This window comes from Aestuariibaculum sediminum (assembly GCF_014596945.1).
In the GTDB taxonomy this organism is placed as follows: domain Bacteria; phylum Bacteroidota; class Bacteroidia; order Flavobacteriales; family Flavobacteriaceae; genus Aestuariibaculum; species Aestuariibaculum sediminum.
In genome coordinates this window covers 354026-373369 of sequence record NZ_JACVXB010000004.1, presented here as the reverse complement: position 1 = coordinate 373369, position 19344 = coordinate 354026, and the positions used below count along the sequence as shown (strand labels likewise).

General features: G+C 34.4%; 17 protein-coding genes. 11 read left to right on the top strand and 6 right to left on the bottom strand.

Annotated features, from left to right (window positions below; all coding sequences use genetic code 11):
* The 3 genes from ICJ83_RS11665 to pheT all read left to right on the top strand — a co-directional run bounded on the left by ICJ83_RS11665 (window position 1) and on the right by pheT (window position 3404).
* Complete coding sequence (locus ICJ83_RS11665; protein WP_188230573.1) at window positions 1-384, top strand: DoxX family protein; 384 nt, start codon at window positions 1-3, stop codon at window positions 382-384.
* Window positions 385-387: 3 nt separating this feature from the next.
* Window positions 388-858: a hypothetical protein gene (locus ICJ83_RS11660; RefSeq protein WP_188230572.1), complete on the top strand. Its 471-nt coding sequence runs from the start codon at window positions 388-390 to the stop codon at window positions 856-858.
* A gap of 116 nt (window positions 859-974) precedes the next feature.
* Entirely contained in the window at window positions 975-3404 is a 2430-nt protein-coding gene (gene pheT, locus ICJ83_RS11655) for a phenylalanine--tRNA ligase subunit beta (RefSeq protein ID WP_188230571.1), read from the top strand.
* Between the two features lie 18 nt (window positions 3405-3422).
* On the opposite strand, the gene ICJ83_RS11650 is transcribed toward pheT, so the two are convergent.
* Complete coding sequence (locus tag ICJ83_RS11650; protein ID WP_188230570.1) at window positions 3423-4175, bottom strand: sulfite exporter TauE/SafE family protein; 753 nt, start codon at window positions 4173-4175, stop codon at window positions 3423-3425.
* Between the two features lie 113 nt (window positions 4176-4288).
* Here ICJ83_RS11650 and ICJ83_RS11645 point away from each other — a divergent pair, with 113 nt between their 5' ends.
* A complete protein-coding gene (locus tag ICJ83_RS11645) occupies window positions 4289-4525 on the top strand; it encodes a DUF2007 domain-containing protein (protein ID WP_188230569.1) in 237 nt (78 codons plus the stop codon).
* Window positions 4526-4540: 15 nt separating this feature from the next.
* Here ICJ83_RS11645 and ICJ83_RS11640 read toward each other — a convergent pair whose 3' ends face one another.
* Window positions 4541-4993 carry an Lrp/AsnC family transcriptional regulator gene (locus ICJ83_RS11640; protein WP_188230568.1) on the bottom strand — a complete coding sequence of 151 codons (453 nt, stop codon included), beginning with the start codon at window positions 4991-4993 and terminating at the stop codon, window positions 4541-4543.
* 169 nt (window positions 4994-5162) lie between these two features.
* Between ICJ83_RS11640 and ICJ83_RS11635 the strand changes: the two genes are divergently transcribed.
* Window positions 5163-6302, top strand: coding sequence for a histidine decarboxylase (locus tag ICJ83_RS11635; protein WP_188230567.1), 1140 nt, complete (start codon window positions 5163-5165; stop codon window positions 6300-6302).
* A gap of 81 nt (window positions 6303-6383) precedes the next feature.
* Here the strand turns inward: ICJ83_RS11635 and katG are convergent, their stop codons facing one another.
* Window positions 6384-8558: a catalase/peroxidase HPI gene (gene katG, locus ICJ83_RS11630; RefSeq protein ID WP_188230566.1), complete on the bottom strand. Its 2175-nt coding sequence runs from the start codon at window positions 8556-8558 to the stop codon at window positions 6384-6386.
* Between the two features lie 291 nt (window positions 8559-8849).
* Here katG and tpx point away from each other — a divergent pair, with 291 nt between their 5' ends.
* The 6 genes from tpx (at window position 8850) to ribB (ending at window position 16064) form a co-directional block, all read left to right on the top strand.
* Window positions 8850-9350: a thiol peroxidase gene (gene tpx / locus ICJ83_RS11625; RefSeq protein ID WP_188230565.1), complete on the top strand. Its 501-nt coding sequence runs from the start codon at window positions 8850-8852 to the stop codon at window positions 9348-9350.
* 17 nt (window positions 9351-9367) lie between these two features.
* Entirely contained in the window at window positions 9368-9736 is a 369-nt protein-coding gene (locus ICJ83_RS11620; RefSeq protein ID WP_188230564.1) for a diacylglycerol kinase, read from the top strand.
* A 64-nt stretch (window positions 9737-9800) separates the two neighbouring features.
* On the top strand, window positions 9801-12215 hold the full coding sequence (locus tag ICJ83_RS11615; protein WP_188230563.1) for a DNA translocase FtsK: 2415 nt from the start codon (window positions 9801-9803) through the stop codon (window positions 12213-12215).
* A 13-nt stretch (window positions 12216-12228) separates the two neighbouring features.
* Complete coding sequence (locus ICJ83_RS11610) at window positions 12229-12864, top strand: LolA family protein (protein WP_188230562.1); 636 nt, start codon at window positions 12229-12231, stop codon at window positions 12862-12864.
* A gap of 11 nt (window positions 12865-12875) precedes the next feature.
* The gene (locus tag ICJ83_RS11605) at window positions 12876-14885 is read left to right on the top strand and encodes an LptF/LptG family permease (RefSeq protein WP_188230561.1); all 2010 of its coding nucleotides are present in this window, start codon (window positions 12876-12878) and stop codon (window positions 14883-14885) included.
* Window positions 14886-14900: 15 nt separating this feature from the next.
* Entirely contained in the window at window positions 14901-16064 is a 1164-nt protein-coding gene (gene ribB / locus ICJ83_RS11600; RefSeq protein WP_223154754.1) for a 3,4-dihydroxy-2-butanone-4-phosphate synthase, read from the top strand.
* Here ribB and ICJ83_RS11595 read toward each other — a convergent pair.
* From ICJ83_RS11595 to ICJ83_RS11585, 3 genes are all read right to left on the bottom strand, one after another.
* Window positions 16061-17026 (bottom strand): hypothetical protein, encoded by a 966-nt coding sequence (locus tag ICJ83_RS11595; RefSeq protein WP_188230560.1) that lies wholly within the window; start codon window positions 17024-17026, stop codon window positions 16061-16063. The genes ribB and ICJ83_RS11595 overlap by 4 nt on opposite strands.
* Window positions 17027-17153: 127 nt before the next feature.
* Window positions 17154-18350 carry a DegT/DnrJ/EryC1/StrS family aminotransferase gene (locus ICJ83_RS11590; RefSeq protein WP_188230559.1) on the bottom strand — a complete coding sequence of 399 codons (1197 nt, stop codon included), beginning with the start codon at window positions 18348-18350 and terminating at the stop codon, window positions 17154-17156.
* 110 nt (window positions 18351-18460) lie between these two features.
* Complete coding sequence (locus ICJ83_RS11585) at window positions 18461-19090, bottom strand: NAD(P)H-dependent oxidoreductase (RefSeq protein ID WP_188230558.1); 630 nt, start codon at window positions 19088-19090, stop codon at window positions 18461-18463.
* Between the last annotated feature and the right edge of the window lie 254 nt (window positions 19091-19344).

Genomic DNA, 19344 nt, shown 5'->3' with positions numbered 1-19344 from the left:
ATGAAACGTAATTTTCCGGATATAGGCTTACTACTTTTAAGAGTTGGGTTTTGCTGTATGATGCTAACCCATGGCATCCCAAAATTTCAATCTTTATTTTTGGGACCTATAAAATTTGCCGATCCTATTGGCTTAGGGCAACCCATTTCTCTAAGTCTGGCAATTATTGGTGAGGCCGTAGCGCCATTATTAGTATTAGTCGGTTTTAAAACAAAATGGGCGACAATTCCAACTATTATCACCATGTTTGTTGCCGGTTTTATCGTTCATGCTAGCGACCCAATCGGTGTCAAAGAAAAATCAATCTTATACTTAATTGGTTTTATCGCTATTTTCTTAATGGGACCAGGGAAATTTTCCATTGACGGGTTTAAAAAACAATAATCTTTGCAGGCAACGTCAATTGTTAATATCAAGAAAGAATTAAAACACAAATCTCCTGAAGAGTTAACCGAGTTATGCTTACGATTATCTAAATTTAAAAAGGAAAACAAAGAACTTATTACTTACTTACTTTTTGAGTCTGACAACGAAGGTGAATATATTGAAAGCATTAAAACTCATATCGACACACAATTTGATGCAATTAACACTAAAAGCTTTTTTTTCATAAGAAAAAGTGTTCGTAAAATTTTGAGTCAAACCAAAAAATATATCCGATATTCTCAAAAAAAGGAAACTGAAGTAGAACTACTCCTCTACTTTCTCAAAACTTTAAAACACTTCAAACCCAGTTATAAAAATAGTGGGCAACTTCAAAATTTATATAATCGTCAACTCGAATTAGTAAAGAAAACAGTTTCTGGGCTTCACGAAGACCTTCAGTACGATTATAATTTGCTAATCGAAAACTTGTAGCTCCTTCTAATTTCCAGGTTTAGGAATTCCTTTTAAAATAGAGATAAATTAAGGGTTTATATTTGAATGCTAACAGCAATATTTTATCTTTACGGCCTTAAAACAGAACTTGGTTTATGAAGATTTCTTATAATTGGTTAAAACAATTTATAAAAACAGATTGGACACCAGAAGAAACTGGTGATTTACTTACAGATTTAGGTTTAGAGGTCGAAGGTATTGAGACCTATCAATCTGTAAAAGGTGGATTAGAAGGTGTTATTGTTGGTGAAGTATTAACATGCGAGCAACACGCAAATGCCGACAAATTAAAAGTTACTACTGTAAATATTGGAGGCGACGCGCCTCTTCAAATTGTATGTGGAGCCCCAAATGTGGCGGCAGGGCAAAAAGTACCGGTAGCGACTATAGGAACTACTTTATATACCGATGAAGGAGAAGCCTGGACCATTAAAAAAGGTAAAATTCGAGGTGAAGAAAGTCACGGAATGATTTGCGCCGAAGATGAATTAGGCTTAGGAAAATCGCACGACGGTATCATGGTACTAGATAATGATATTACCGTAGGAACATCTTGTGCGGATTTGTTTGAAATAGAAAACGACCATGTTTTTGAAATCGGATTAACACCAAACCGTGCCGATGCCATGAGTCATTGGGGAACTGCGCGCGATTTAAAAGCTGGTTTAGTGCAAAAAGAAATCAATTTAGAGCTTATAACGCCTTCAGTAAGTGCTTTTCATACCGATAACAGAACTTTGAAAATTGATGTTGAAGTAAAAAACAAGGATTTAGCACCAAGATATTGCGGGGTAACACTTTCAGGTTTAAAAGTTAAAGAATCTCCTGCCTGGCTTCAACATAGATTAAAGGCCATTGGCTTAGCTCCTATAAATAATATTGTAGATGCAACTAATTATGTGTTACACGAATTAGGGCAACCTCTACATGCCTTTGATGCTAATAAAATTGCAGGAAATAAAATAGAAGTAAAAACCCTTGAGGCTGGAACCAAATTTAAAACTTTAGATGGTGTTGAAAGAGTACTTCACGAAGACGATTTAATGATTTGTGACGCCGAAAAGCCCATGTGTATTGCAGGTGTTTTTGGTGGTGAATATTCTGGAGTTACCGAAACCACAACGAGTATTTTCTTAGAAAGTGCTTATTTTAATCCGGTAAGTGTTAGAAAAACAGCCAAACGACATGCTTTAAACACCGATGCGTCTTTCAGGTTTGAACGGGGTATAGATCCTAACATCACAGAATATGCATTAAAACGTGCTGCTTTATTAATAAAAGAAATTGCTGGAGGAGAAATCACAAGCGATGTTATGGACTTCTACCCTAACAAAATTGAAGATTTTCATGTACGCTTAAGTTTTGAAAATGCAAAACGATTAATTGGCGAAGAAATTCCGAAAGAAACCATTAAACGTATTTTATCTTCATTAGAAATTAAAGTGAATAACGTTACCGAAGCTGGATTAGGCTTAACGGTTCCTGCTTATAGAAATGATGTGCAACGTGAAGCGGATATTATTGAAGAAATACTGCGCGTTTATGGTTATAACAATATTAAAACTACAGAAAAGTTAAATGCTTCAATTTCCAACTCAACGCGATTTGAAGACCATAAAATACAAAACATTGTAGGTGATCAATTAGCATCGTTAGGATTTTTTGAAACCTTATCAAATTCACTTACTACACCTAATTACACCGCATTAAGCGAGCAACTTAAAGAAGATCATAACATTAGTATGTTGAATCCGTTAAGTAACGATTTGTCTGTACTACGTCAATCGCTGTTATTTTCTGGATTAGAAGCCATTTCTTTTAATATCAATAGAAGGCGAAACGATTTAAAGTTATTCGAGTTTGGTAAAACATACCATGGGTACGGTGATGATAAACGAGAAGAATTTAAACATTTAGCTTTATTTGTAACTGGCAATAAAACGATTGAAAACTGGAATTCACCAAGTTCGAAAAGTGACTTTTTCTATCTTAAAGGTTACGTTATAAATATTTTAGAGCGCTTGGGTATTTCCAAATATAACGAAAGCCCTGTGGATTCTGATGTATTTTCGGAGGGTGTTAGTTTTGGGTTAGGTAAAATGAAATTGGTAGATTTTGGTTTAGTTAAAAAACCTATTTTAAAACATTTTGATATTACTCAAGAAGTTCTATTTGCCGATTTTAACTGGGACACTATTTTAACTATTATAAAGCGTAATAAGGTCGTATTTGCTCCCATACCTAAATATCCTGAAGTTAGACGTGATTTTGCGCTATTACTGGACGATAAAGTTACTTTCGAATCTATTTATAAAATTGCTAGACAAACTGAAAAGCAATTACTGAAAAGTGTGAACTTGTTTGACGTTTACCAAGGAAAAAATCTTCCTGCTGGTAAAAAAAGTTATGCGGTAAGTTTTACTTTACAAGATGAAAACAAGACGCTTAACGACAAACAAATAGATAAAATAATGAATAAATTACAATCGAATTTCGAAAACCAATTAGGTGCAGAATTAAGATAAGTTAAAATATAATTTTTATTATAAGTGCGTTAGGTTATAATAATCTAACGCACTTTTTATTATAGTAACTATCCCTATTACTAAAATTAAACCCAGGGATATTTTTTTAAAATTGTCCTGAGATATTTTGTTTAAGCATAGTTTTCCTAAGTAAGTTCCAAGAATTCCAATTATAACTAAAAAAGGTATATAAATGAGGATTTCTATTTTGATATAACCATTTAAAAAGTAAACGACCGTCCTACTTAAATCGACACCAAAATCAATAATGGCTGATGTAGCTATAAAAACACTTTTCTCCAAATTAAATGCCGCCATTGTTAATCCTCGTATTGCCCCACCAGTACCAACTACTCCAGCAATGAAGCCAGATAATGTTCCTCCAATAATAGCTTCCTTTTTATTAGGCTTTATAATTAAATCTTTTTTTATAATAAACAACAAACTAAGCGCTACTAAAAACACTCCTAAAAAAAGCTCTAACAAAGTAACTCTTAAAAATTTACTTAGTACCCCTCCTACTATTACAAAAAGTACGGCAGGAACACCAATGTAAAGAATTAACTTTTTATCGATACCTTTTCTAAACAATGCTATTTTACTCAAATTACTAACGACGTGAAATATTGCAGTAATGCCAAGGACCGTTTGAAAATCAAAATAAAAATTAGCAATTGGAACAAAAAACACCGAAGAACCAAATCCACCTATGGTACCAATTACTTCAGCTATTAGGGCCAATATCAAAAATGTGACCTGAATGTGTTTCACCTTGAAAATTTATATTTAAATATACTTAAAAAACATAGCTACCAGTCACATAAATTAGAGGTTAATTCATAAAAAAATCGTATATTTAGATAACAACCATTACTTCTAATGCCATGAAAGATTCTAATTATATTAAAATATTTACGGGTAACCTTATAGTGACTCAACGAATTATTGCTGAATTAGAAAAAATAGACATTAATGCCGTAGTTAAAGAACAATCTGAATCTGGATTATTAACCGATGTTTTTGGAGGCTCGCGAGATTATCAAGAGGTGTTTGTTCACAAGGATGAACTGGAAGCCGCCAAAAAAGCTATTGATGGTCTAACTCCCGAATTGGAAGCTTGATTCACTGGTCACACTCTAAACCTGAAACACAGTGGAATCCTTTACAGATTCCATAACAAACGAACTATTAATGGTTGATATACTATCCAGTAAGGATAACTTCTCGTTTATAAATTGCTGATATTGTGTAATATCATCTACTACAATTTTCAATAAAAAATCAAAATTCCCCGAAATATGATGACATTCCATAATTTCAGGATATTGAAGGGTATGTAATTTAAAACCATCGAGCAAATCTTTATGATGCCTAATCAAAGTAATTTGACAATAGGCAATAAACTTCTTACCTATTTTCTCGCGATCGAGAAGCGCAACATACGATTTAATTATTTTAGCTTGCTCTATTTTTTTTACGCGCTCGTATGTTGGTGTCACACTAAGCCCTACTTTGCTTGCTATTTCCTTTATATTTTGCTTCGCATTGGTTTGAAGCTCCATCAGGATTCTCTTGTCTATATGATCCATATTAGTTTTTATTTCTAAAATTCAACATTTCAACTCAATTAAACAATTTATATATACTAAAATTTTAACAATTACAGTAATATTTACTAAATACTATATTTTAAAAGAAAATACAACTAATATACATTAATTTTGAAGTGATTTTATATTTCAAAAATTAACAGAAAATATGACTTGTTTACCACATTCTAACATAAAAGACCAACTAGAAGAAACCTTAAAAAAAATAAAAGAAGCTAACCAATTATCGATTGGATACCCTATTTCGAAGGATTTTGATTATTCTCCTCTTTTCGAATTTTTAAATTATCCAATTAATAACCTCGGAGACCCTTTTGTTGATAGCACCTATAAAGTACAAACCAGGGACATGGAACGTGATGTTATCGATTTTTTTGCTCATCTACTTAGAGCTAATAAAGATGATTACTGGGGATATGTTACTAATGGTGGTTCGGAAAGTAATTTATATGGCCTTTACATAGCCCGCGAGTTATACCCAAAAGCAATGGTTTATTATTCTGAATCCACACATTATAGTGTTAAAAAAAACATTCAATTATTAAACATACCTAGTATTGTAATTCGGTCTAACGATAATGGTGAAATCGATTATGATGATTTACAAAATACGTTACAATATAATCGTCACTTGCCAGCTATTATCCTTTCGAATTTCGGAACTACAATGAAAGAGGCAAAAGATGATGTTTCAAAAATAAAATCAATTCTAAAAAAACTGGCCATACAAGATCATTACATCCATTGTGACGCCGCATTATCAGGCGCTTACGGCGCTTTTCTAGAAAACAGAATACCTTTTGATATTGCCGATGGAGCAGATAGCATCTCTATTAGCGGCCACAAATTTATAGGCTCTCCCATACCCTGTGGAGTTGTAATAACTAAACGTTCACTAAGGGATCGCGTCTCAAAAAGTGTGTCTTACATTGGAACTTTAGATACGACCATAACCGGCTCAAGAAACGGACATAGTGCTTTATTTTTGTGGTATGCTTTAATGCATCTAGGTGTTGATGGTTTAAAATCGAGATACGACAATGCGCTTGAAGTTGCAGAATATTGCAAAGCTAAATTACAGCATTTAGGAATACCAGCCTGGAGTAACCCTGGAGCGATAACTGTTGTATTTCCTAAAACTTCAGAGGCATTAAAACAGAAATGGCAATTAGCTACCGAAGAACATATTACACATATCATTTGTATGTCTAATGTTACGAAATCACAAATCGATTTATTTATAGAAGATGTGGTTTTAGAAATGGAAAACAATAGGGTTTTAGCTTAACAACACTAAGTTATACAGTAAAAAAACAAAAGCCACACGCTTCACAAGCTGTGGCTTTTTAAAAGAACATAATTTCTAATACTAATTCAAATCAAAACGATCAGCATTCATAACTTTTACCCAGGCATTGACAAAATCGTTTACGAATTTTTCTTTACTATCATCTTGCGCGTAAACTTCGGCGTAAGCTCTTAAAATGGCATTAGAACCAAACACTAAGTCCACACGAGTAGCCGTCCATTTTACAACCCCAGATTTACGATCGCAAATTTCATAAACTCCATTTCCTGTAGATTTCCAATTGTAAGCCATATCTGTTAAATTTACGAAGAAATCATTAGTTAAGGCACCTACATTGTTTGTAAATACACCATGTTTTGTATTATCATGATTGGTACCCATTACACGCATACCGCCTATTAATACAGTCATTTCAGGTGCCGTTAATCCCATAAGCTGAGCGCGATCTAATAACATTTCTTCAGGGCTCACAATATAATCCTTTTTTTGCCAGTTTCTAAATCCGTCTGCTAAAGGCTCTAGTGGTTCAAATGAATCAACATCGGTCATCTCTTGTGATGCATCGCCACGTCCTGGAGAAAATGGCACTGTAATCTGCATACCTGCATTTTTAATGGCTTTTTCTACGCCTACATTTCCTGCAAGTACAATCGTATCGGCTAAACTTATACCGAATTGAGATGCGATTGGCTCTAGTACAGATAACACCTTTGATAATTTTTCAGGCTCATTTCCTGCCCAATCCTTTTGAGGAGCTAAACGAATTCGAGCACCATTTGCTCCACCTCTAAAATCGGACCCTCTAAAGGTTTTTGCGCTATCCCATGCAGTAGAAACTAACTCTGATATGGTTAACCCTGATTCTGCAATTTTTGCTTTAACTGCATCAACATCATAATCTGATTTTCCTTTTGGGATTGGGTCTTGCCAAATTAAATCTTCGGAAGGCACATCTGGTCCAAACCAACGATCTTTAGGCCCCATATCACGATGTGTTAATTTAAACCATGCTCTGGCAAAGGCATCCGAAAACGCTTCAAAATCATCTTTAAACTTTAACGATATTTCTTTATAAACGGGATCAACACGCATGGCCATATCGGCATCGGTCATCATTGGTTTATGTTTTGTTTTCATATCTTCAACATCAACTGGCATATCTTCTTCTTTAATAGAAACTGGTTCCCATTGATGCGCTCCCGCAGGACTTTTTTTCAATTCCCACTCATGATTGAATAGCATTTCAAAATATCCATTATCCCATTTTGTTGGATGTGTTGTCCATGCGCCTTCTAGCCCACTGGTTACGGTATCCTTCCCGACTCCTGTGCGCGTTGGATTAGACCAACCAAAGCCTTGCTCTTCTATTGGTGCGGACTCTGGGTCTGGACCAAGGATGCTGGCATCACCATTACCATGAGTTTTTCCTACGGTGTGCCCTCCGGCAGTCAGAGCTACGGTTTCTTCATCATTCATAGCCATACGTTTAAAGGTTTCTCTAACCTGAGCACCCGTTTTTAACGGATCAGGCTTACCGTTAACGCCTTCAGGATTTACATATATTAAACCCATTTGAACAGCTGCCAATGGATTTTCCATGGTTTCTGGCTTATCGACATCATCATATCGCTCGTCACTTGGTGCCAACCATTCTTTTTCAGATCCCCAATAGGTGTCTTTTTCGGGTGCCCAAATATCTTCACGTCCAAAAGCAAATCCATATGTTTTTAATCCCATACTTTCGTAAGCAATGGTTCCTGCAAGGATAATTAAATCCGCCCAACTTACTTTATTTCCGTATTTCTTCTTTATCGGCCAAAGTAATCGTCGTGCTTTATCTAAACTTACATTATCTGGCCATGAATTCAGAGGAGCAAAACGCTGATTTCCAGTTCCTCCTCCTCCTCTCCCATCAGAAATTCGATAAGAGCCTGCAGCATGCCAAGCCATTCGTATCATTAAACCGCCATAATGCCCCCAATCGGCAGGCCACCAGTCTTGGGAATCCGTCATTAAATCGGTAACATCTTTCTTTAACGCTTCTACATCTAGCGATTTTAAAGCCTCTCTGTAATTAAAATCTTTTCCTAAAGGGTTTACTTTTGTATCGTGCTGACTTAAAATATCTAAGTTTAATGTGTTAGGCCACCAATTTGTAACAGATTGACTTGTTTCGGTATTTGCACCATGCATAAAGGGACATTTTCCATTAGATGAATTTGAACTACCTTTCATAATTATATTTTAGTTTTAAGGTTATTTTATTTAGTGTTAATACCTTAAAGTTAAGAAATCGATTTTAAAATGTAACCATGTCGTATTTATAAAAATTATGGAATTATTATTAAAACTTATTGATGTCACGATTTTGACAATAAATAACTATGATTTCCATAATGTTTCTAATTTTGATTACTCATAATTCAAGAACCTCATAGCAACGTTAAAGATTTCAAAAAGCTAAACATGTTTTCTTTGTGTTTCTTATTAAATTACTACTTTTATTAAAAATTAAAATAAAATATAATGGCTACAGTAACATTAAAAGGCAATGAAATACATACGTCGGGAGAACTTCCTAAAGTAGGAACCACAGCTCCAGATTTTAAATTAACGAATACCGATTTAGAAACCATAAGCTTAAGTGATTTTTCGGGTAGCAAAGTGGTTTTAAACATTTTTCCTAGTATAGACACCGGTACTTGTGCAGCCTCGGTAAGAGCGTTTAACAAAGAAGCCAGTGAGTTAAAAAACACTAAGGTGTTGTGCATTTCTCATGACTTACCTTTTGCTATGGCTCGTTTTTGCGGTGCTGAAGGATTAGAGGATGTTGTAAATTTATCAGATTATAAAAACGGAAGTTTTGGTAAAGCCTATGGCTTAGATTTTACCGATGGTCCGCTTGAAACATTACACTCAAGATGTGTGGTTGTGTTGGATGAAAATGCAAAAGTACTTTACACCGAGCAAGTTTCAGAGATTGTAGACGAACCTAACTACAAAGCTGCTTTAGAGGCTTTATCGTAAGATCCTTATTTATCTCTGTGAAAAAGAAAGAATCCTTCCTTATAAACCGATTAAAAAGTGTTGGTTATGCTTTTAAAGGTGCTTATTTACTTTTAAAAACCGAAGCCAGCATTAAAATACAATTTATAATTGCAATTTGTGTTTGTGTGGCAGGATTCTTTTTTAATATCTCTACTACCGAGTGGATTTTACAACTATTCGCAATAGGTTTAGTTATGAGTATTGAAGGTATTAATACTGCAATAGAGGAAATCGCAAATTTTGTTCACCCCGAGCATCATAGTAAAATAGGTCATATAAAAGACATTTCGGCAGGAGCAGTTTTTATAGCTGCTATATTTGCCTCAATCGTTGGTTTTATTATATATTTTCCAAAGATTTTTTAAAATAATATATCGTTAGGATAAACGTTAGTAATTTGTATTTTTGTTTTAACCTAAACGTGCATGAATGGCGAAGAAAAAAACTAAAACCAAAACTTCAACAAAGAAAAAATTCAAATTACCTAGCTTTCAATTATCAAGTCAGCAAAAACTAGTCTACGGAAGCTTTTTAGTTCTTTTCGGTATCGTCCTGTGTATCGCTTTTGTATCTTTTTTATTTACTGGAGAAGCCGACCAAAGCACACTTTCTGATTTTGCTGCAAGAGAGGTAAAACCTAAAAACTGGTTGAGCAAAACTGGAGCTTGGTTAAGCGATTTATTTATTCAACGTGGTTTTGGAGTATCATCATTTATCTTTGCAGGTTTAGTATGCTTATCTGGCGTTTATATTTTAACTGACAGTAGTAAAACAAAATTACGAAAACATTGGTTTTGGGGTGTTTTCATAATGATATGGAGTTCCATTTTCTTTGGTTTTTTCGGAGCTAAAACCGGTGTCCTTGGAGGTATAATAGGTTTTGAAGTTAATAGTTATTTACAAGATTATATAGGTAAAATTGGTGTTTCTTTATTACTGCTTTTCGGAATTATTACTTATTTAGCCATGCGATTTGGTGTAACGTTCCAAAGTTTTGCTAACTTATTTCATTCTGCAAAAAAAGATTTTAAAGATGAATTTGCAACAACAAACGAACCTGTAGTCGCTGTTGATAATAATTTAACAGAAGAAGCTGAGGCCTTTAAGTCTGCTTTTGATATTAACGAATCTTCTGATATTAATATAATAAAGGAAGCAACCATTGAAAAATCACCAGATGATAATAAGGTTCAAGCACCTTTAAAAACCGAGCTTGAAGTCAAAATCGCTCAGAACGAAGAAGATGATGATGAGGATTTGGCTATTGAAGTAGAAAAAGTTGCAGAAGAACAATCGGAAAATGATAATTTATCAGATAAGTTAGTTGAAGATTTTGGCTTATTCGACCCAACATTAGAATTAGCTAAATATCAGTTCCCTACTCTAGATTTACTCAAAAAATACGATTCTGAAGGTATCACCATAAATCAAGAAGAATTAGAAGAGAATAAAAACCGAATTGTAGATACGCTTAAAAATTACAATATCGGTATTTCAAATATAAAGGCCACTATTGGACCTACAGTGACATTATATGAAATTGTACCCGACGCAGGAATTCGTATATCAAAAATTAAAAACCTTGAAGACGATATAGCCTTATCCTTGTCTGCCTTAGGTATACGTATTATAGCACCTATTCCTGGAAAAGGTACTATTGGTATTGAAGTACCAAATAAAAATTCTACAATCGTATCGATGCGTTCGGTAATTGCTTCTAAAAAGTTTCAAGCTTCAGATATGCAATTACCTATTGCTTTAGGTAAAACCATTAGTAACGAAACCTTTGTGGTCGATTTAGCTAAAATGCCTCACTTACTAATGGCAGGTGCTACAGGTCAAGGTAAGTCGGTAGGTTTAAATGCTGTCCTTACCTCTTTACTGTATAAAAAACATCCGGCGGAAGTAAAGTTTGTTTTAGTAGACCCTAAAAAGGTAGAACTTACACTCTTTAATAAGATAGAACGTCATTATTTAGCCAAACTACCTGATAGTGAAGATGCCATTATAACAGACAATACCAAGGTAATTAATACCTTAAATTCTTTGTGTATTGAAATGGATAATCGTTATGAGTTATTAAAAACAGCCATGTGTAGAAATATTGCTGAATATAATGCTAAATTCAAATCCAGAAAACTTAACCCTAATGATGGACATCAGTTTTTACCGTATATCGTATTAGTTGTGGATGAGTTTGCCGACCTGATTATGACAGCAGGAAAAGAAGTAGAAACGCCTATTGCTCGTCTTGCACAGTTAGCTCGTGCCATTGGAATTCACTTAATTATTGCTACGCAGCGTCCTTCGGTTAATGTGATTACGGGTATTATTAAGGCCAATTTCCCGGCAAGAATAGCCTTTAGAGTAACCTCTAAAATTGACTCCAGAACGATACTAGATGGCGCAGGAGCCGACCAACTTATTGGTCGCGGTGATATGTTATACACACAAGGCAATGACCTTATACGTGTTCAATGTGCCTTTGTTGACACTCCAGAAGTTGAACGAATCACCGATTTTATTGGCTCTCAAAAAGCATATCCGGATGCTTATATGCTCCCGGAATACGTTGGCGAAGAAAGTGGCACAAGTCTTGATATAGACATTTCAGATCGTGATAAACTATTTAAAGATGCTGCCATTGTTATAGTTACCGCTCAACAAGGCTCAGCATCTTTATTACAACGAAAATTAAAATTAGGTTATAACCGTGCTGGTCGATTAATCGATCAATTAGAGGCCGCTGGTATAGTAGGTCCTTTTGAAGGTAGTAAAGCTCGTCAAGTTTTAATACCAGATTTAACGGCACTAGATAACCATTTAGAAAATGAAATTCAATAATTTAAAAATGAAAATGAAGAAGATTTTAACCGTATTACTTATTGCCTTATCTGCAACAACATTTGCACAAAACATTGCAAAAGCCCTTTTAAAAGAAGTATCATCTAAGGTTAAGAGTTACGATAATATTTCTATAACGTTTAAATATGTTTTAGAAAATACTGCCGAGAACATTAAACAACAAACAAAAGGTGATGTGGTTTTACAAGGAGAAAAGTACCGATTAAACATTCTTGGTGTGACGCGTATGTTCGATGGCAAAAAGCTTTACAGCATAAGTATAGAAGATGAAGAAGTTACTATTTCTTCAGACAGTAACAACGAAGAGGACGCTATTACCCCAAGTAAAATGTTGTCTTTTTACGAAGACGGTTACACTTATGCCATGGACATTGAACAAAATATTAATGGTAGAAAAATACAGTATGTAAAATTAACACCAATCGATTCTAATTCAGAAATTAAAAATATTTTATTAGGTATCGATAAACAAACCAAACACATTTACAATTTAATTCAGGTTGGTAAAAACAGTACCAAAACAACACTTACTGTTAATTCTTTTAAAACAAACGAGCCTTTATCAAAAAGCTTATTTACTTTTGATGCCAACAAATACAAAGATTTTTACATCAATAATCTAGACTAAGCCTCCTACACTTGAAGATACTAGACCGATATATCCTGACGTCTTACCTTAAGACTTTCTTGAGCGTGTTTATAATACTCATGCTCATTTTTGTATTGCAAACCATATGGTTATATATAAAAGAATTAGCTGGGAAAGATTTAGACATAGAAGTTATTTTTAAATTTCTGTTCTATTTCATGCCAAAATTAATTCCGTTGGTTTTGCCATTAACCATTCTTTTAGCCTCTATAATGGTCTTTGGTAGCTTTGCCGAAAACTATGAGTTTGCAGCTATGAAATCTACAGGAATATCATTACAGCGAGCCATGTCTGGCCTTAGCGTTTTTATAGTTATTTTAGGAATTACAACATTTTTCTTTTCTAACAATGTTATTCCATGGGCTGAATTAAAATCATATAATTTACGCCGAAACATAGCGAAATTAAAACCAGCAATGGTTTTAGCCGAAGGGCAATTCAATCCAGTTGGCGTTTATAATATAAAATTTGATAAAAAACACGGTGAAAGAGGTCAGTTTTTAGATAATGTTACCATTCACATTAAAGGCAGTGATGGTCGTAAAAACGCTACCGTTATTCGCTCTAAAACAGGTGAACTAGCGAGTCGAGAAGAATCTAATGTCATTAAACTTATTTTAAATGACGGAAACTATTACAGTGACATATACAGCAGAGATCCTAAAACACGTAAAAAAAATCCGTTTGCAAAAAGTACATTCGAAACCTATACTATAAACATCGATATTTCTCAAATTAACGATGTAGATATGGATGAAGAATCTCAAACCGATAAATATAGTATGCTCGATGTGGTCGATTTGAATAAATCTATCGATTCTCTCGAAAAAAAGCGCGATAACGACCATGAAACATTCTCTAAAAGCATGTTTCAGCGTACGAGCATCATGGCTAATAATCATAGAATAACCCCTACTAAAAAAGCACCGTTACAAACTCCTAAAAAGGATTCTTTAAATATTGTAAGGACAGAACACAACCTTGCCCCCCTATTGGACAGTCTCGATTTAAGACGACAAATAGACCTTGTTGAAATGGCAAAAAAAACAATGGGTAGTGCCAGACAGTTAATCATTTCAAGAGAAACGCCTATTAAAGCATCAAAATCGTTAATTAATAGACACTATATTTCTTTACATGAAAAATTTGCACTTGGCTTGGCATGTATAGTTTTATTCTTTGTTGGTGCACCCCTGGGAGCTTTAATACGAAAAGGTGGTATAGGTCTGCCTATGGTGGTTGCAATTTTATTATTCTTAACCTATCATTTTATTGGTATTTTCGCCACCAATAGTGCCAAAAATGGCGGTTTTAATCCAATTTTAGCCAGCTGGTTTTCTACTTTAGTTATGTTGCCATTAGGTGTATTTTTAACCAAACGCGCTACCGCCGATAAAGGTTTATTTGAATTCGACAATTTAATAGAACCAATTAAAAAAGCCTTAAATATTAAACAAAAAGAATCGGTAGATTATACGTTTTTACATTCTTATAAAAACGATCGCCTTCTTGATGTTATTGCTAATTATGAGACTTTAGGTCATGATGAAAACACAAGGTTTGAAGCTTTAAAATTATTACAAAAGAGAGGATATCCAATACCTGTTTTACGTGGCCAAGGCCTTTCTATAGATGAATCTTTCGATACTTCAGAGGCAATCTATAAAGATTATAAGGATCATACCAATTTTGCAATTACACTCTATACTATTGGCGCTATTTTACTTATTTTGCATTTTATATTTGCTAATAACAAATTACCATCGGCTGCAGCGGCATCCATTCAATTAAGTATTGTGTCGTTTGTTATGTATATTATATACTACGTTAAATCAATTTTGAATATATCATCCTTTTACAAGCACATAAATAAAGTTGAAAAGAAACTGCATATTGCTCTATTAATTATTGGATTACCACTCTATTTTATAGGTTATGTGTTTTTAAATTCTAAAATGAAAGAAGACTTAAAACAAAATTGTTTAAATTCTTTAAAATAGCAATATCTTTGCAGCATGATTACCGAGACAATGACAGATAACGCATCAAACTTAAAGTTTAAATTAGATAGCATACATGATGCTATAGAAGATATAAGAAATGGAAAAGTCATTATAGTTGTTGATGATGAAAACCGTGAAAATGAAGGCGACTTTGTGGCTGCTGCCGATAAGGTAACGCCTGAAATGATAAACTTCATGGCCTCACAAGGAAGAGGTCTTATATGTGCGCCACTTACCGAAAAGCGCTGTAAAGAATTAGATTTACATATGATGGTTAGAAACAATACCGATCATATGGAAACAGCCTTTACGGTTTCTGTTGATTTGCGTGGTAATGGCGTTACCACAGGCATTTCTGCCAGTGACAGAGCAAAAACAATAAAGTCACTTATAGATCCTTCAACTAAACCCTTTGAATTAGCCCGACCAGGACATATTTTCCCTTTAGTTGCTAAAGAAGGTGGTGTTTTAAGACGCACAGGTCATACCGAAGCTGCTATAGACTTTGCACGATTAGCTGGATTACAGCCTGCTGGGGTTATCGTTGAAATTATGAATGAAGACGGAACCATGGCCCGTTTACCACAACTTATGGAAGTGGCTAAAAAACTGGATTTAAAAATAGTTTCTATTGAAGATTTGGTGGCTTATAGAATGCAGCACGATTCTTTAATTGATAAAAAAGAAGATTTTGAAATAGCTACACGTTTTGGCAACTTTAGATTACGAGCCTACAAACAAACCACCAATAATCAGGTGCACATAGCTTTAACTAAAGGTCAGTGGAAGGACACCGATGCCGTTCCTACTAGAATTAATTCTACATTAGTTAACAACGATATTTTAGGTACATTAACCAATAATGTAGATACCCAGTTAGAAAACATGTTTAAGGTTATAAATAAAGAAGGTCATGGTGCCATCATATTTATTAACCAGGAAGTGCAATCTATGAATATTTTAAACCGATTAAATTTCCTTAAAGAAAACCAACAACCGCATTCGGTATCTAAAGCTCCGCGTATTAATATGGATAACCGCGATTTCGGAATTGGAGCGCAAATATTACATGACCTGGATATACATAAAATGCGCCTAATTTCCAACAGTGAACAAACTAAGCGCATCGGTATGGTTGGTTACGGATTAGAAATTGTAGATTATTTAAATTATTAATCTTTTATTTCAAATACTTTAAGCAAGTTTTTACGCTTAGCACCAGGTACTTCCGAAATAAAAACGTATTTCCCGGGCCTTAAATCGGCTGTAAAATAACCATGTTTTCCGGCCGGTAGTTCTTGTATACCACCCAAAAATGTTACGCCTTTAGGCACTGGAGTAATTAAACCCTTTGGATTTGACCAATCCATCCATGATTCTAACGAGTCTAAATTTGCCTCGGCCGTCAATTGCGCTAGATGCACATCGCTCTGAACATAATTTTCATGAACTTTTTGATCGGGAAATTCTACCTTAAATACCGTTTGTCCTTTAGCTAAGCTGTCGTTAAAAACAATACCATTATCATTAGATATAGTTATAACAACATCTTCCTGAGGCGCATTATAACCAGAGTCTTCTTCTTTAACAATAAGTTGTTTCACCATACCCATAGCGTTATGAAATTTACCATTTGGCATTTTTACATAACACTCCAACACGTAGTATCCAGGTTCTAAATGTAATGTCGTAATACTGTATTGTCCACCGGCAATTAAACCCGAACCACCGGTAAATACAATATTAGGAAACCACTCTGGTAGCTTCCCAAATTCAGCAAATCCCGCTTCTGTATTTCCTTCATTAATTAAATCCATTCCTTTGTCAAATACGGGAATAATTTCTTTCTCTCCGTCTTCGATAGTTTTTCCTTCAGGATATTTGTCAAAAAGAATAAAATGTGTTTCGTTAGATTGATTAACATACTTAAACGTATTCCATCCTGAAGTTATCGTATCCGGGCCGATAAACTCCATAGACAAGGTTTTAAAGACAATAGCATCGTTGTAGGTTTTGTAGGGCTTTTGGGGAGTTTTATCCTCTACTGTATTTTCTGTTTCAGATTTTGTTTTCGACTTACAACTAACTGCAAAAACAAGCATACAAAGTACTATGAGATAATAATAAAAATTCTTCATAATTAAAGCCTTAAATGTTAATAAATAAACTTGTATTTACCTTAAATTTAAGACTTTAACTACACATATCAATAAAATTATTGCACTAAAAAAGATGATTTGTTTATTATAAAATAGTTTCCTGCAATTAATCTATTATGGATTTTATAATTTCTGCCATTTTCAAAGCTCTTTGCCTTACAGTTTCTTCTGTCCAGGATAATTTTATTAAGCAGGAAAGATTTCTACCAATAAAATGATCTGACTCTGAATAATCAGCATTTTTTAAATAAGCTAAACCACTTTTTACTTCTTCAGAAATAGGATACAACGATTTTAATTCCTTTAAGTGTTCCCATTTACGAACATAATGCCAATTATTATCGTAATAATGAAAACAACCATCAATGCCTTGTGTCTTAAACTCATTCGATACTTTACGAGCCGTATTTAAATCTGACAAAAAGAAATTTAAAAAGCCGTAACTTTCTTCACCTCCTTCAGGAACGGTTCTAAAGGTTACTTCAGGTATTGTAGCTAAAACATCCTTAATGATATTAAAGTTTCTTTTTTGAATGTCTATGATTTCCGGTAAACGTTTTAATTGTCCTAATCCAACAGCCGCATGCAATTCGGAAATACGAAAATTATAACCTAAAAAAGGATGAGTTTCTGCGCCTCTATCATTACCTATATGATCATGACCATGGTCGCTGAAATGATCAGAATTTATATAATATTCTTCATTATTTGTAATCACTGCACCGCCCTCTCCACAGGTAATGGTTTTAACAAAATCGAATGAAAAACAGCCCAAATCACCAATACTTCCCAAAGGTTTTCCTTTGTAACTTCCGCCAATGGCTTGGCAAGCGTCTTCTACAAGCAATAATTTGTTTGCCGCACATATGTTTTGCAAAGCTTCCATATTCCCCATACTTCCGCACATATGAACAACCATAACCGCTTTGGTTTTTGGCGTAATAGCGTCTTCAATAGCCTTAGGGCTTAGCGTTAAAGTATCATCTATATCTACTAAAACTGGTACAGCTCCTAGCATCATTACAGCTTCAAAACTGGCTACAAAAGTAAAGGTTGGAAGAATAACTTCGTCGCCTGCTCCTACTCCTGCTGCTGCCAAAGCAATAGACACGGCAGCTGTTCCGCTAGATACTAATTGCACATGGTTTGATTGAAAAGTTTCAGATAATTTTCGTTCTAATTCCTTAGCTTTCCAATGGCCATTTCGCATGCCATCGAAACCATAGCGCATAATTACGCCGTTATCCAATACATCGTTTACTTCTTTACGTTCTAAATCTCCAAATAATTCAAATCCGGGCATATATTTAAGTTTTATTTTGCGTTAGGGATTGAGGTATTGTTGAAGCTCCTTGAAAAGAGCGACTACCAAAAGCCCGCCACTAACCTGTTAGTGTAACGCCATTATTGTAATTAAAGTTCTATTATTGCTTCATTAAGGGGTTTTCTAACTTTAGCGAAATCGGAAAACATATCCTCTTTTGAGCGGTATCCTACAGGTAATAACAATACCGATTTTAAACCCTTTTTATCGAGATCTAAGATAGTATCAAATTCTGTTGCCTTGAACCCTTCCATGGGACAGGAATCTATTTTTTCAACCGCACAAACAGTCATAAGGTTACCCAATGCGATATAAGCTTGATGTCTGGACCATTGTTGACGTTCCTGAACAGACATTTTATGCATCATATTAATTAAATCCTGACGATATGGCTTTAAAATGGATTCTGAGGTGTTTCGAATATCCTTTATGTTTTTATAGTAATTTACCACATCTTCCTCTAAAACGTCGTCCTGAATACAAATAATTAACAGGTGCGATGCATCAACTACTTGACGCTGATTATAACTATGTGGTAACAATGCATCGCGTAAACTTTGCGTTTCAACAATAATTAGTTTTAAGGTTTGTAAACCAAAGGAAGTAGCCGTTAAATTAAAGGCTTGTTTTAATGTATTTAATTTTTCAGGTGATAGTTTTTTATTAACATCAAACTTTTTAGTAGCGTAGCGCCACTTGAGCTGTTTTATGATATCCATTTTTAGAATTTTCTTTACACAAAAGTACGGTTTGCATTTTATTTTGCATCACCAAATTTTAAAATTACTCGTAATGAGATCATTAAAATTTAATCTTGAAAAAAGTATAAAAAAAGCTAAAAAAACTTTGATAGAGTTGAAAAAGGGTTCTATATTTGCACCCGCAATCAGGAATGACTGATGAGACACTCAAGGAAGAATGGCAGAGTGGTCGAATGCGGCGGTCTTGAAAACCGTTGAGGGTCACACCTCCG